Annotated in this window: 9 protein-coding genes, 1 tRNA gene and 1 pseudogene; 10 read left to right on the top strand and 1 reads right to left on the bottom strand. The window is 45.3% G+C overall.

The window, feature by feature from the left end:
* Positions 1–12: 12 nt before the first annotated feature.
* The 3 genes and pseudogenes from JOC37_RS05845 to JOC37_RS05835 all read left to right on the top strand — a co-directional run.
* Positions 13–279 (top strand): HPr family phosphocarrier protein, encoded by a 267-nt coding sequence (locus JOC37_RS05845; RefSeq protein WP_204617055.1) that lies wholly within the window; start codon positions 13–15, stop codon positions 277–279.
* 15 nt (positions 280–294) lie between these two features.
* Positions 295–2,031: a phosphoenolpyruvate--protein phosphotransferase gene (gene ptsP, locus JOC37_RS05840; protein WP_204617053.1), complete on the top strand. Its 1,737-nt coding sequence runs from the start codon at positions 295–297 to the stop codon at positions 2,029–2,031.
* 163 nt (positions 2,032–2,194) lie between these two features.
* Positions 2,195–2,847: pseudogene (locus JOC37_RS05835) on the top strand (IS256 family transposase); the annotation flags it as partial.
* 124 nt (positions 2,848–2,971) lie between these two features.
* Here the strand turns inward: JOC37_RS05835 and JOC37_RS05830 are convergent.
* A complete protein-coding gene (locus JOC37_RS05830) occupies positions 2,972–3,670 on the bottom strand; it encodes a hypothetical protein (RefSeq protein WP_204617051.1) in 699 nt (232 codons plus the stop codon).
* Between the two features lie 235 nt (positions 3,671–3,905).
* On the opposite strand from JOC37_RS05830, the gene JOC37_RS05825 reads away from it, so the two are divergent.
* The 7 genes from JOC37_RS05825 to JOC37_RS05795 all read left to right on the top strand — a co-directional run bounded on the left by JOC37_RS05825 (position 3,906) and on the right by JOC37_RS05795 (position 15,272).
* Positions 3,906–4,625 (top strand): polysaccharide deacetylase family protein, encoded by a 720-nt coding sequence (locus JOC37_RS05825; RefSeq protein WP_204617049.1) that lies wholly within the window; start codon positions 3,906–3,908, stop codon positions 4,623–4,625.
* A gap of 194 nt (positions 4,626–4,819) precedes the next feature.
* Positions 4,820–5,032 carry a FeoA family protein gene (locus JOC37_RS05820; RefSeq protein ID WP_204617048.1) on the top strand — a complete coding sequence of 71 codons (213 nt, stop codon included), beginning with the start codon at positions 4,820–4,822 and terminating at the stop codon, positions 5,030–5,032.
* Positions 5,033–5,114: 82 nt separating this feature from the next.
* On the top strand, positions 5,115–7,097 hold the full coding sequence (gene feoB / locus JOC37_RS05815) for a ferrous iron transport protein B (protein WP_204617045.1): 1,983 nt from the start codon (positions 5,115–5,117) through the stop codon (positions 7,095–7,097).
* A gap of 510 nt (positions 7,098–7,607) precedes the next feature.
* Positions 7,608–12,053: an FAD-dependent oxidoreductase gene (locus JOC37_RS05810; RefSeq protein ID WP_204617043.1), complete on the top strand. Its 4,446-nt coding sequence runs from the start codon at positions 7,608–7,610 to the stop codon at positions 12,051–12,053.
* Between the two features lie 122 nt (positions 12,054–12,175).
* Positions 12,176–12,251, top strand: a tRNA-Val gene (locus JOC37_RS05805).
* Positions 12,252–12,477: 226 nt separating this feature from the next.
* Positions 12,478–13,830, top strand: a complete 1,353-nt coding sequence (gene trkA, locus JOC37_RS05800) for a Trk system potassium transporter TrkA (protein ID WP_204617042.1) — start codon at positions 12,478–12,480, stop codon at positions 13,828–13,830.
* A 2-nt stretch (positions 13,831–13,832) separates the two neighbouring features.
* Positions 13,833–15,272, top strand: coding sequence for a TrkH family potassium uptake protein (locus JOC37_RS05795; protein WP_204617040.1), 1,440 nt, complete (start codon positions 13,833–13,835; stop codon positions 15,270–15,272).
* Positions 15,273–15,387 lie beyond the last annotated feature (115 nt).

The following is a 15,387-nucleotide window of genomic DNA, read 5'->3' as shown; positions in this document are numbered from 1 at the left end:
GAGGATGCAAAAATGATTGTACGAGAAGTCGAAGTTACAAACAAAGCAGGGTTGCACATGAGGCCGGCCGCTCAAATTGTCCAGACTGCCGGAAAATACGATTCCCAAATTACTTTGGAGAAGGATTGCCGGAAGGCCAATGCAAAAAGCATAATGGATGTGGTGGCCATGGGGATTAAAAAAGGGACGGTCATAACTATTAGAGCTGAAGGTGATGATGAAAAAGAAGCAGTAGATGCCCTGGTGAATTTAATAATGGGAAACTTCGATGAAGAATAGACTGCTGGGGGAGGAATGGCCGTGTTCAAAGGGGTAGCAGCATCTCCGGGAATAGCCATAGGTGAAGCCTATGTAATCCAGGAAAAGGAAATAGAGATTTCTACCGAGAAAATCCCGGAAGAGAAAATTCAAAGGGAAATTGAAACATTTCGAAGAGCCATAAGTGCTTCAAAAGAGCAGATTGATAAAATACGGCAAAAAACTCTGGAGGAAATGGGAGAAGAAAAGGCCCAGATTTTTCAAGCCCACATGATGATACTGGAAGACCCTTCCCTGGTAGAGGCGGTTGAAAAAAAGATAAAAGAAGAGTACATTACTGCTGAAAATGCTCTTTACCAAGTCACAGAAGAATATGTAAATATATTTATGCAGATGGAAGATGAATATTTAAGAGAAAGGGCGTCAGATATTAAAGATGTCAGCGCAAGGGTAATGAAAAATATACTAGGGATACAGGCGAATACCCTCGCGGACATGGATAGAGAAGTGGTAATAGTAGCAAAAGATCTTACCCCTTCAGAAACGGCCCAAATAGACAAGAAAAAGGTTCTGGCATTTGCCGCTGATGTAGGGGGAAGGACATCCCACATGGCAATAATGGCCCGTTCCCTGGAGAAACCTGCTGTGTTGGGTCTTTCTAAAATAACAGCAAATGTAAAGACCGGGGACAGGATAATAGTTGACGGGAACGAGGGAGTGGTAATTGTTAACCCCGATGAGCAAGTTTATGAGGAATACCTAAATTTAAAGCAAAAATACATGGAGTACAAAGAGGAACTAAAAAGGTTAAAAGAAATGGCGGGAATAACTACTGACGGCTGCAGGGTAGAACTTTCAGCCAACATAGGTACTCCAGAAGATGTTTGTGGGGCACTGCAAAATGGAGCAGAGGGCATAGGCTTATACAGGACCGAATTTTTATATATGCACAGGGATGAAGTGCCCAGCGAGGAAGAACAGTTTAAGGCTTATCGAGAAGTGGCTGAAAAAATGCAGGGAAAACCTGTTATCATAAGGACGCTGGATATAGGGGGAGACAAAAAGCTGCCTTACCTGGACATGCCGGAAGAGCTGAATCCCTTCCTCGGATGGAGAGCAATACGTATGTGCCTGGATAGGCCCGAAATACTAAAAACACAGCTTAAGGCAATTTTGAGGGCAAGCGGCTATGGCAGTTTTAAAATAATGTATCCCATGGTATCAAGTGTGGAAGAGATCAGGAAGGCCAATGGAATATTGGAAGAAGCCAAAGAAGAGCTCAGAAGAGAAGGTGTATCTTTTGATAATAAACTGCAGGTAGGTATAATGGTAGAAATTCCTTCCGCGGCGGTTACGGCAGACCTGCTGGCAAAAGAAGTGGATTTCTTCAGCATCGGAACAAATGATTTAGTTCAATATACCCTTGCAGTAGACCGGATGAATGCCAAATTGTCCCACATGTATGATCCTTTCCACCCTGCGGTTCTCCGGCTGATTAAAAATGTAATCGATTCATCCCATGATAACGGCAAATGGACGGGAATGTGCGGGGAAATGGCGGGAGACCCCCTTGCTGCTCCAATCCTTGTGGGAATGGGAATAGATGAACTAAGCATGAGTGCTGCATCAATACCCCAGGTTAAAAGGATCATAAGGTCACTTTCATTAGAAGAGGCTAAGGGGATAGTGGAGAAGGTATTCAAAATGGAATCGTCACAGGAAATCAGGAATTACTTGAAAGATGTGGTTGGCAGTATTTTAAAACGAAATTAGTTGTATTTTTAATATTTTAAGAACCCGGTTTAAACATAAACCGGGTCAGATTGAAGACAAACACCTCTTTCAGGCCGAAAGGCTTGGAAGCGGTGTTTTATTAAGAGAATGTAAAAAGTTTTGTGTAAATGGTAATAATTACAAATAAAGGAGATGACCATTTATGCAAAACTTGCAGGACAAAACCATAAGAGAACTGACCAAGGATTGCCGTACCGTAGACGACGTACACGAGATGCTAAAGAACCTTTTTAGGGATACCCTCCAGGGTATACTTGAGGCTGAGTTAGAAGAACACCTCGGCTATAAGAAGCACAGCATGCAAGGTAATAATAGCGGTAACAGTCGTAACGGTTGCAGTAAAAAAACTATCCAAACTAAATTTGGCAAAACTGAAGTTAATATCCCCAGAGATCGTAACGGTGAATTTGAACCTAGAATTATCGGCAAATACGAAAAAAACTGTAACCAGATAGAAGATCAAATTATAGCCATGTATGCCAAAGGCATGTCCACCCGGGATATCGAAGACCATATGCGGGATATCTATGGCATTGATGTATCCCCTGCTATGGTGAGTAAAATAACCGATAAAATATTACCAATGATTGCTGAATGGCAGTCCAGACCGTTAGAACGCATTTATCCCCTTATATTTCTTGATGCAATTCACTTTAAAGTGCGCAAAGAAAACAGGATTGTCAATAAAGCAGCCTACAGTGTATTAGGTATAAATATGTCCGGTCAAAAGGACATACTTGGTATCTGGATTGGGAAAATGAAAGTGCCAGCTTTTGGCTTGGTGTATGTAATGAATAATTAGATACCCCCCACCGTATCCCCGGCAGAACCCCGTCTGGGTGCTCGGGTTGCTCTCCAGCAGAGCCCTATCCTCCCAGAGGGTAAGAGCCACTATAAGGTTAACCGTTATTCAACGAAATTACCCATTTACACAAAATAGTTTACACTCCCTCCTTTTTGGAGGCTTTCTTTTAAATATAAGGAACAGTGCGCTAACAAACATTTTGCCATGAAAGGCAGTAAATCCCGTATCATCTATCGTAGACATAATCAAACCAAAACAAAGACAGGCTAAGCCTGCAAAAACATCATACGCGGAAATTCTTCCTTCATCATTTTTAAACAAAAAAGATCTAATATACATTAAAATTCCAGTGGTAATGTATATGGTAGCTACATAGTTATGAGGGTAATTGGGATTAATCCAAAAAGGCAGTGATAATATTGCTATTATTACTACAATTAATACGGTGTACATCCAATAGCCATCATCTGCCTTAGTTTCTTTACGTTTTATTTTAGCAGAGATAGATTCCCTTAAAGCTGTTATTCTTGCTGTCAGCCAATAGGCAGAGTTTTTTCTATATACTAAAATTAAAGATTCTAATACAATAAATACACTGATAAAAACAAACATTAACCTTTTATTGGGTAAATAAAAGTACATTACCAAACTATAAAGTATAATAAATAATCCCTGTAAAATTGCTATGTCTGCATATTCGTTCTTACTATCGTCTTTATTATGAATTCTGTATTTTTTATATAAAACGCTGACAACCACTATCAATATTCCAATAATAGATAGACAAAGAGCAAAGATTTTAATTCCTTCCATGATACACCTCGAATTAGTTAATGTTATAAAGCTTCCATATATAGGTATTCAATTTATACTGCCTATGTTCCTTTCTAAAAATAAGAGAACGCTTTTAAAGCGTTCTCCAGACTGTCGACTTTGTCGACAGTGTGACCCGGTTTAAACATAAACCGGGTAAATTTATGTCTGGCATTAAAAAAGGGTCGGTGAATTTTTTGTAGAATATTGTAGTGAGCAAAAAGGGGGTGGGGGTTTGAAGAGTTTTCCCAGCTTCTTAATAATATTGGTGATGATGGCCTTTTTGTTTACTGCTGCCACTGCCGCCGATACACTGCCTAAAGCGGTGCTGTTAACCTTTGATGATGGGCCGGATCCCCGGTGTACTCCTGATATACTGGACATACTGGCCGAGCATAAAATTAAAGGTATTTTTTTTGTAACGGGAAAAGCATGCCGGAGGCACCCGGAATTATTACAGAGAATTGCTGATGAGGGACACGTGCTGGCCAATCATACTTTTTCTCACAAAGTAATTAAGGGAATGGATGAAGAACAGATTATTAACGAAATTACTTCTACCCAAAAAATTATTTATAAACTAACCAATCAATCAGCCAAATATTTCAGACCCCCCACCGGTGCCTATGGAAAAAGAGAAGCCCTAATATTAAATGAGCTGGGACAAGAAGTATTGATGTGGGACTTGGGCCTGGAAAAGAGAAATATTAAAACGGCTGGCGGCCAGGTGGATAATTTAATTTCCAGGATAGGAATACGCCGGGAATTAATTATTTTAATGCATGATGGCGCTCCTTTTAATCGCCACAACAGAAATACCACTGTGAAGGCTCTGCCCGGCTTAATTAAAAAACTGCAAAAACAGGGTTTTTCATTTGTTGATCCCTCATCTGCGGAAGGTAAAGAGTTTATTGAAGAATATATCAAAAGGAATCCCAAAATTAATGTATATTAACGGCAGGTAAAACCCGCAGGCCCTTCGGTGAAGGATTTGCGGGTTTAATGGTAATATTTTAAGTTAAAACTTTATTGTTGACAGGTAGCAGGGGAAGAAATATACTTTAAATAAGTGAAAATGATTTTCAGTATCTGTAAATTTTTGCTTAATTAATGATAATGATTTTCATATTCGCATTAGGAGGTAAGCATATGACGCTGGACACAGTAAAACGGGGCCAATCGTTCCGCATTGTATCTATTCCCGATAATGGCGTGCGCGCCCAGGCCATTCGTTTTGGAATTGCTGAAGGTGAAGTGGTAACCTGCGACGAGGTGATTCCTGCCGGCCCCATTGTACTGCGAAAAAAACGGCAGCAGATAGCAGTGGGGCGTAAGCTGGCGGCCGGCATTATTGTAGAGTAATAACAATTATCTTTAAGAGGATGTTCGAAAAGTCCTTTTCGAACACTCACTTTAAGTAACGAAAAGCATTGAGGTGAAAGCAATGGCGCACTGTCATAATGTTGGCATGCATATAGAAGTTCCCGGCGGGGGTAAAAAAGTGGTGCTGGTGGGCAACCCCAATGCCGGTAAATCGGTGTTCTTTAACTATTTAACCGGCATGTATGTGGATGTATCAAATTACCCCGGCACCACGTTAGAAATTTCCCACGGTCGAATGGGCAAAAATGTGATTGTAGATACACCCGGGGTGTACGGAATTTCCTCTTTTAATGATGAGGAGAAGGTGGCCAGGGATGTAATCTTAGCCGCAGATACCGTGATTAATGTTGTCAATGCAGTACAGCTGGAACGGGATTTATTTTTAACCCAGCAGGTAATAGATACCGGGGTGCCGGTGATAGTAGCTCTCAATATGATTGATGAAGCTGAAAAACAAGGAGTGGAAATAGATATAGACCTGTTGTCAGAACTGCTGGGAGTGCCGGTGATACCCACAGTGGCAGTTAAGAAAAAGGGGTTGGAAGAAGTTAAAAACAATATTTCCCAAGCCCGGCCCGGGTGGATAGATCCTGAACTGCGGCGGCAGTTGGGCACTATGCTGAACCGGGTTGGCAGTCAGGGAGAAGCGCTGCTGATACTGGAAGGAGATCCGGCGGTATCTGAACGGCACGGCCTGAAACCGGGTGACCGGCGGGAAGAAATATATAAAAAACGCCGGGAAAGGGTTAACGATGTGGTAAAACGGGTAATGAAGGAAACATCCTCCAGTACCGGCCTGGCAGAAAGCCTGGGCCGTTTAATGATCAGGCCGGCAACGGGAATACCGATTTTGGCCCTGGCCTTATATGTGATGTTTAAAGTGATTGGCGTATTTGTGGCCGGTACAGTGGTCGGTATTACTGAAGAGTCTATCATGCTGGGTATTTATGAGCCGGCGGTAAGGGGGTTGGTGGGGCAATTTGTTTCTGAGGACAGTGTTCTGGGCACCATCCTGACCGGTGAATTTGGGGTGCTGACCATGACATTTACCTATACCCTGGGATTGTTAATGCCCCTGGTGGCCGGTTTTTACTTCTTCCTGTCGTTATTTGAGGATTCCGGGTACTTACCCCGCATTGCTACTTTAGTTGACCGGGTGCTGAGCGGAATCGGTTTGAACGGCCGGGCCATTATCCCGTTAATTTTGGGATTCGGCTGCGTAACAATGGCCACCATTGTAACCAGGCTGCTGGGGTCCGAGCGGGAGCGGCGGATAGCCATCTTTTTACTGGGTTTAACCATTCCCTGTTCTGCCCAATTGGGTGTAATTTTAGGTTTACTGGCTCCCCTTGGTACACAGTATATCATTTTATACTCGGTGGCTGTTTTCAGTGTGCTGGTTGTGGTGGGTACATTAATGCATACCGCTTTGTCCGGCAAATCCACTGATTTATTGATTGATTTACCGCCCCTTAGATTACCGCGTATAGATAACGTAATTAAAAAGACCGCCACTAAATCGTACCAGTTTTTAAAAGAAGCTTTTCCTCTCTTTGCCCTGGGTTCATTTCTTATTAGTGTCTTTCAGGTTACAGGTATTTTGGAAGTGCTGCAGAATCTGCTGGCTCCGCTGACGGTGGGCTGGCTGCAGCTGCCGGCGGAAGCATCCACTGCCTTTATAATGGGTATAGTAAGACGGGATTTCGGGGCGGCAGGCCTTGCCGGTATGTCCATGGGAGCCATGGAAACGGTGGTGGCGCTGATTACCATTACTTTGTTTGTTCCCTGTATAGCTTCTATTTTGGTGCTGTTTAAAGAACGCAGTAAGTTTGAAGCCGCTTTAATGTGGTGCGGTTCTTGGGTAATTGCTTTCCTGGTGGGCGGTATGGTGGCTCAATTATCAGATATTTTGGGCCAAAACCACCGGGTATCATTGATAACCGCTGCCATCATTGCGGTGTCGGTACTTATTATCATTGGATGCCGTGTATTAAACAGAAATCGTTCTGTAAAGAACCGTTCCGCTGCAGTGGTTAATAAATAGTTTTTAAAATCAGGGTGTGATTAAAATTGGATAAAAATAAAGTTTGCCCCGCTATAACGTGTCCCAAGTGCGGTTATGTGATTAAAGAATTAAGTGATTTAAGGTGCCCCCGGTGCTATGCTTCACTGGTACCTGCCTTGTCCTGCAGCGGCAACTGCAGAAGTTGTGCTTCTAAAAAGAAATAACGGTCCAGAAAGTCCAGAGCTCACCTCTGGACTTTCTTTTCGCTGTTTAACAACCAAATTCCACCGTTATGCATATTGCACCGCAATAAAGGTCTAATAACGTTTATAATAATTCTACATAATTCGACAAAAACACCTTATAAATGCTTTTTGATTTTCGCTGAAATATATGATAAACTGAATTTAAATATAAAATAAGTGAAATTCAGCGGGTTTAGAAGGCGGGTGATGCTTTTAACCCATGGTTATAGGCAGGGTGTTTTTTTGAATGTACTTGTGCATTTGGTAACAAACTCTATGTAGAACAAAGGGGGCTGGCTAGTTGATGAGTAAAGAACAAGCAACCAGTAATATGGTGGGTTCAGTGATGGTTGTAGGTGGCGGTATTTCCGGCATGCAGTCGTCGCTGGATTTGGCGGAAGCCGGTTACAGGGTTTACCTGGTGGAGAAAAAACCGGCTATTGGTGGTGTAATGGCTCGTTTGGATAAAACCTTCCCCACCAACGACTGTTCCATGTGTATTATGTCTCCCAAACTGGTGGATACCGGCAGGCATAAAGATATTGACATCATTGCCGGGGCAGAGGTGGTTGATATAGCCGGCGAGCCCGGTAACTTTAAAGTTAAATTACATAAAAAAGCCCGGTATGTTGACCTGGCCAAGTGTACCGGCTGCGGTGAGTGTGCCAAGGTATGCCCGGTGGATTTAAAGGATGCATTTAACGGTAACCTGGCCGGACGCAAGGCCATTTATAAAATGTATGCCCAGGCAACACCAAACGCCTTTGCGGTGGAAAAGCGCGGGGTGGCCCCTTGTCGTGCTGCCTGTCCGGCAGGAATTAATGTACAGGGTTATGTACAATTAATTAAATCCGGCAAGTTTTTAGAAGCCTGGAAGATGATTTACGAAGATAACCCGCTGCCCAGCGTATGCGGCAGGGTTTGCGCCCATCCCTGTGAATCGGCATGTAACCGTAAGGATATTGACCAAGCCGTTCAAATACAAAAATTAAAGAGAACGGCCTGTGATGTTGCGTACCGGGATTTAGAGTCGTTACCACTTCCGGAAGTAGAAGCGGAGCGGGAGGAAAAGGTTGCTGTTATAGGTTCCGGTCCTGCCGGTTTAACTGCCGCCCATTACCTGGCCAAACGCGGTTACAAAGTTACCGTTTTTGAAGCTTTACCTGTTACCGGCGGTATGATGCGGGTTGGTATTCCGGAGTATCGTTTGCCCAGGCGCTGGGTGGATTTAGAAGTGGAACTGATTAAAAAGCTGGGTGTGGAAATTAAATTAAACACTGCCCTGGGCAGGGACATCACCATTAAAGGGTTGTTTGACCAGGGTTATAAGGCTGTATTTTTAGGTATTGGTGCCCATAAGGGTCTGCAGTTGAGAGTACCCGGTGAGGATTTGGACGGGGTTATTCCCGCGGTGGAAATGCTGCGTAAAGTGGGTCTGGGCGAAAAAGTAACGCTGGGTAAAAAGACGCTGGTTATCGGTGGCGGTAACGTAGCCATGGATGCTGCCAGAACGGCCCGCCGCCTGGGTTCTGAAGTACATGTATTGTGCCTGGAAGCAGAGGGAACGCTTCCGGCGGCAGCTGAAGAAATTGAAGAGGCCGTTGAAGAGGGCGTGCAATTCCATTACCAAACCGGTGTGAAAGAAATTTTGGGCCGCGATGGCAGGGTGACGGGTCTGAAAGCTGTTAACGTAACATCATTGTTTGATGAAGAGGGACGTTTTGCACCTAAATATGGTGACCAAATAACCGACTACCGGGATGTGGACAATGTTATCGTGGCCATCGGTCAAACTCTTGACCTGTCCTTTGTAGAAAAGGATATGCCGCTGGTAAACGAAAGGGGTAACCGTATAGAAGCTGATCCCGATACACTGGCCACCGGTGTTCCCGGTGTATTTGCCGGCGGTGATGCCCAAAGCGGTCCCCGTTTGCTGGTAGATGCCATCGGTGCCGGTAAGCGGGCGGCAGAAAGCATTCACCGTTACATTCAGGGTGAAGACCTGCGGGCCAACAGGGAATTTAAAGTGCCGGAAGAAAAAATTGCTCCGCTGCGTCAAAACCCGGAGGAGCTGGAGAAGCGGCCGGCTGTATCTATGCAGTACGCTCCGGCAGAGCAGCGGGTGACAAATTTTGAAGAGGTGGCTTTGGGTTATACGCCGGAAGAAGCACAAAAAGAAGCGGAACGGTGCTTGAATTGTGCTGTTTGTTCCGAGTGCCTGCAGTGTGTGGATGCCTGTGTGGCCAAGGCCATTGATCACGACATGGAAGACGAAGATATACAGTTGGATGTGGGGGCTGTTATACTGAGTCCCGGTTATGAAACCTATGATGCTTCTAAGTTGGAATACTACGGTTTTGGACGTTACCCCAATGTTTTAACCAGTATGCAGTTTGAAAGGGTGCTGTCTGCCTCCGGTCCTTACAGCGGGCATATGGTGCGCCCCTCGGATAATAAAGAACCGCAGAAGATAGCCTGGATCCAGTGTGTGGGATCCCGTAACGAGAGGGAAGGCAAGGGTTACTGTTCTTCGGTATGCTGCATGTATGCTATTAAAGAAGCGGTAATTGCCAAGGAACACAGCCACCATCCGCTGGATACCACCATTTTCTTTATGGATATGCGTACCCACGGTAAAGATTTTGAGCGTTACTACAACCGGGCCCGCCAGGAGCACGGGGTGAAGTTTGTTCGTTCCAGGATTTATGAAGTTACCGAGGCAGGGGATGGCAGTCATGATTTGATTATTCGCTATGCTGCCGAAGATGGCTCAATCAACACAGAAAGATTTGACATGGTAATCCTGTCTGTGGGCTTGAGTCCCAACAGTGATGCTGTTAAACTGGCCCAGGCAGCCCATATAGATTTAAATGAACACGGTTTCTGCTTAACGGAAGAATTTAAACCCGGCTGCACTTCCCGGGAAGGAATATATGCCAGCGGTGCTTTTTGTGAACCGAAGGATATTCCGGAAACGGCGGTGGATGCCAGCTCTGCTGCTGCCTATGCATCCAGGCTGCTGGCCCCGGTGCGGGGTACGATGATAAGAACCAAGGAATACCCCCCGGAGCGGGATGTTTCTAATGAGAAACCAAGGGTGGGTGTGTTTGTCTGCAACTGCGGTATTAATATCGGTGGGGTGGTAAACGTACCCGATGTTGTGGAGTATGCCAAAACCTTAAAAGATGTGGTTTACGCCCAGGAGTTCCTGTTTACCTGCTCCCAAGATAATATTGTCAAAATAAAAGAAGCCATTGTTGAACATAACCTGAACCGGGTGGTGGTGTCTTCCTGTACTCCCCGTACCCACGCTCCGCTGTTCCAGGCCAGTTTGAAGGAGTCCGGTTTGAACCCGTACCTGTATGAACACGCCAATATCAGGGAGCATGTTTCCTGGGTACACCGGGAGCAGCCGGAAAAAGCCACTGAGAAGGCTAAGGACCTGGTGAGAATGGCGGTGGCCAAGGTGCGCCTGCTGAAGCCGGTACAAACCAGCACCATTGACATTAACCGCCGGGCGCTGGTGGTTGGCGGTGGAGTAGCCGGCATGACCAATGCCCTTTCACTGGCCGAGCAGGGGTTTGAAGTTTCGCTGGTGGAAAAAACCGGGGAGCTGGGCGGCCACGCCAGGCATATTAAATATACAATCAACGGCAATAATCCTGGGGAACTGGTTAATGAATTAATTGAAAAGGTTAATGCCCATTCCCAAATTGAAGTAATATTAAATGCTGAAGTGTCAGAGGTTTCCGGTTATCTTGGCAACTACAGCACCAAACTTAAGCTGTCAGACGGCAGCACTAAAGAAATTGAACACGGTGCGGTGGTTATTGCCACCGGTGCTGAGGCAATAAAACCGGATGAATACCTGTATGGAGAACACCCGGCCGTTGTTACCCAGCAGGAGCTGGAAGAACGTATAGTAGGTTCCGGGATAAATGCCCAAAATGTGGTTATGATCCAGTGTGTGGGTTCACGGCAGGAGAACAGGCCTTACTGCAGCAGAATTTGTTGTACCCAGGCCATTAAAAATGCCCTGAAGATTAAAGAGCAGAATCCTGGTACCAATGTATTTGTGCTGTACCGGGACATTAGAACTTATGGATTTAAGGAAAAATACTATACCCGGGCCCGTCAGAAGGGTGTTATCTTTATTCGCTACAGCCTGGACAATAAACCGGCCGTTGCTGCCAGCGGGGATAAGGTATCGGTACAGGTTACCGACCACGTTTTGGGGCAGCAAATTAATATCGAAGCGGACTTACTGGTTCTTTCCAGCGGTATAGAGCCTCGAAAAGATAACGAGGTATTAAGCCAGCACTTTAAAGTACCGCTTAATGCCGATGGCTTCTTCTCTGAAGCGCACATGAAACTGCGTCCGGTGGACTTTGCGGCGGATGGTTTATATCTCTGCGGTATGGCCCACGGGCCGAAGACCATTGAAGAAAGTATCGGCCAGGCCAATGCCGCGGCGGTGCGGGCGGTAACGCTGTTATCCAAGGAAGGTTTGGAGTCCTTGGGAATTACCGCCACAGTGGATGAGGAACTGTGTAAGGGCTGTGGGTTGTGTGTTGACGCCTGCCCCTATGGTGCCAGGGTACTGGATGAAAAAACTAAAGTGGCTTGGGTGCGGGAAGTGCTCTGCCAGGGTTGTGGGGCATGTGCATCGGTTTGCCCCAGCGGTGCCACTCAACAGAAAGGTTTTGAAACAGATCAGCTGCTGACCATGTTGGATGCGGCACTGGGATAGTAAGCAGTTCCAAGCCCCTCGTAATAAATATGAGGGGCTTGGATAATAATTTTATAAAAAACTATTGACTGTGACAGGTGTTTATGTTATATTACTATACGTCGCAAGGGAATAGGAGCTGAGGGCGGTTAGCTCAGCTGGGAGAGCACCTGCCTTACAAGCAGGGGGTCGGGAGTTCGAGCCTCTCACCGCCCACCAGTAAAACCTGTGGTTAAAAAGCCGCAGGTTTTTTTGCTGTGCCAGTAAAATTTTTGTTGTAATCGTGAAAATTATCAATATTATTGAAATATGGCTTGTTAGCAGCTGGAATATTTATCTGGCTGCTTTTTTTGTTTAAAACACTTGATTTTTGTTTTATTCTACAGTAGAAATTTAAAAGGGTTTGTTTTTTTAGTTCATTGGATAAAGTCAGGAGGGTTCCACAGTGAAAATATGCATTATTGGAGCCGGTAAAGTAGGGTTGGAAATTGCGAAACGGGTAATTGAAGATAATCATGATGTAATATTAATTGACCGCAATGGTGATAAACTGGAAGCGATTACGGAAAAGCTGGATGTACTGACTATTAAAGGTAACGGTGGAACTTCACAAATTATAAACAACCCGGTAGTGACAGAGAGCGATCTGCTGGTGGCTGTGACAAGCAGTGATGAAATAAATATTATTGCCTGTATGAAAGCCAAGAAAAACGGTGTGGGCAAAACTGTGGCCAGGGTTCGGGACCCCGATTATGCTTACGACCTTTTGGCCAGTAAAGATGAGTGGGGTATTGATCTGTTGATAAACCCGGAGTATGCTGCGGCGACAGAAATAGCGCAGCAGTTAACGCTGCTTTTTCCTACTCATACAGAGCTTTTTGGTGCCGGAAAAATATTGATGGCTGAAATAGCTGTGGATGATGTTAAATTTGACATATCTAAAAAAAGATTGCATGAACTGGACTGCTTTTTCCCGAAGTCCATCAGGGTGGTGGCGATTTCCCGCAGGGGTGAAATGTTAATACCCGGCGGGAAAGATTATTTGCTGCCGGGAGATAGGATTTACGTACTGGGCAACTTAGATAGTATCAGCCAACTGTGCTACCGTTTAAAGGGTAAAAAACGCCGGGTGCAAAATGTAATGATACTTGGCGGCGGCCGCATTGGCTATTACCTGGCTTCAAAACTGGAAAGTATGGGCATTAAAGTAAAACTGGTGGAACGGGATGAGGATAAATGCGAAGAACTGGCAGAACGTTTGCCCAACGTCTTGGTATTGAATGCAGACGGTACTGATATTGATTTTTTGCAAAATGAAGGAATTAAAGATACTGATGGTTTTGTGGCCGTGACCGGTTTTGATGAAGAAAATTTATTAATATCGTTGCTGGCCAAGCAGATGGGAGCCAAGCAGGTGGTGGCAAAGGTCAGCAGGCCCAGTTATGCTGCCATGGTGGAGCGATTAGGGGTGGACAATGCTGTCAGCCCTCGTTTGATTACGGTCAGTAAAATACTGCGCTTTATTCGCGGCGGTAAGCTGCTGAACATGTTTTTATTACCTAACGGCCAGGCTGAAGTGGTGGAATTAATTGTGCAGAAAGGCAGTAAACTGGCAGATAAGTCGTTGGAAAAGGCCGGGATACCCCGGGGAATTATTATCGGGGCTATACTGCGCCAAAACAAAGCCATTATTCCCGAGGGGAAAGAAATAATTCGAGAGGGAGATCGCTTGGTAGTATTTTCACTGGGTAATTATTTGCAGAAGGTTGAAGCATTGGCCGGCTCTGGAGGTTTATAGCATTGAATATTAAACTGGTTGCCAAAATACTGGGGATGCTGCTGTGCTGTGAGGCGGCGGCCATGCTGCCTTCTTTGGCCATTGCCGCTGCCCGGGCAGGCAGCGATTTAAGTGCTTTCTTATACAGCATATTGGTGATTGGAGTTATAGGTTTTTCGCTGGCATTGATTAGACCGCAGACAACAAAGACGGGTCCCAAAGAAGGTTTTGTTATTGCTGCCTTTGGCTGGTTACTGCTGGCACTGTTTGGTACACTGCCCTTTATAATCAGCGGTGAATTGGTACACCCGGTGGATGCGTTTTTTGAAACCATGTCCGGTTTTACCACCACCGGGGCCTCGGTGATTGATGATATAGAATCCTTACCAAAAGGGCTTTTATTTTGGCGCAGCTTAACCCACTGGTTGGGCGGTATGGGTATTATCGTGCTTACACTGGCGTTAATACCGTCTTTAAATATTGCCGGGCTGCAGATGTTTAAAGCGGAAGTTCCCGGCCCCACTAAAAGCAAGGCTTTGCCCCGGGTGGCACAAACTTCCAGGCAGCTTTACAAGCTGTACCTTGGTGTTTCGCTGATGCTGGTTTTGCTGCTTAAAATGGCCGGCATGACCTGGTTTGATTCCTTTATTCACACCTTTGGTACCGTTGCCACCGGTGGTTTTTCTTCAAAGGCCAGCAGTATCGGTGCCTATGGCGACCCGATTATAGAATTGATTATAGTTGTTTTTATGATTGCCTGCGGCATTAATTTCGGACTTTATTTTAGTTTAATTAAGGGTGACAGGCTGGCACTGTTTAAAGATGCGGAAACCAGGGTTTATTTAAGCATAATTTTCATCGCCGTATTTTTAATCGGCATAAATTTGGTCAAAACTGCAGATTATGAAATGGTGAAAGCCTTCCGCGAGGCATTGTTCCAGGTGGCCTCTATTATGACCAGCACAGGCTATGCCACGGCAGATTTTGACCGCTGGCCGGATTTCAGCAGGTACCTGCTGGTAATGCTGATGTTTGTTGGGGCCTGTGCCGGTTCAACCGGTGGGGGAATCAAGGTTGTGCGTTTTATAATCCTTTTTAAAGCTGCTGCCCATCAATTGAAAAAGCTGGTGCATCCCCAGGCGGTGATACCACTGCGGGTGGGGCGGCTGGTGATGTCCAAAGAAGTGGTGCAGGCGGTGCAGAACTTTTTTATACTGCATATTTTTATTTTAGCAGCGGTGACGGCTTTTTTAACCCTGCTGGGGTTGGATATAATCAGTGCTTTTTCAGCCACCATAGCTACATTAAGTAATATCGGCCCCGGTTTGGGATTGGTGGGTCCTGCTGAAACCTACAGCGCACTGCCCGCCGCAGCAAAAGTGGTGCTGGCGTTCTGCATGCTCATCGGCAGGTTGGAGATTTATACTGTGCTGGTGGTATTTACAGTAAAATTCTGGGAATAAAAAAACGACCCCGCGGGGTCGTTTTTTATGTGTGCCCGGCATGGGCAATGTCTATAGGGTGAAAGTCCCGAACGTTGAAGGTAGCAGTAAACGTTAGCTTAAGGCAAGGGTGTCC

The organism is Desulforadius tongensis (genome assembly GCF_016907915.1).
Classification (GTDB): Bacteria; Bacillota; Desulfotomaculia; order Desulfotomaculales; family Desulfohalotomaculaceae; genus Desulforadius; species Desulforadius tongensis.
Note: the sequence above shows the minus strand (reverse complement) of the source record. Positions and strands in the feature narration are given on the sequence as shown.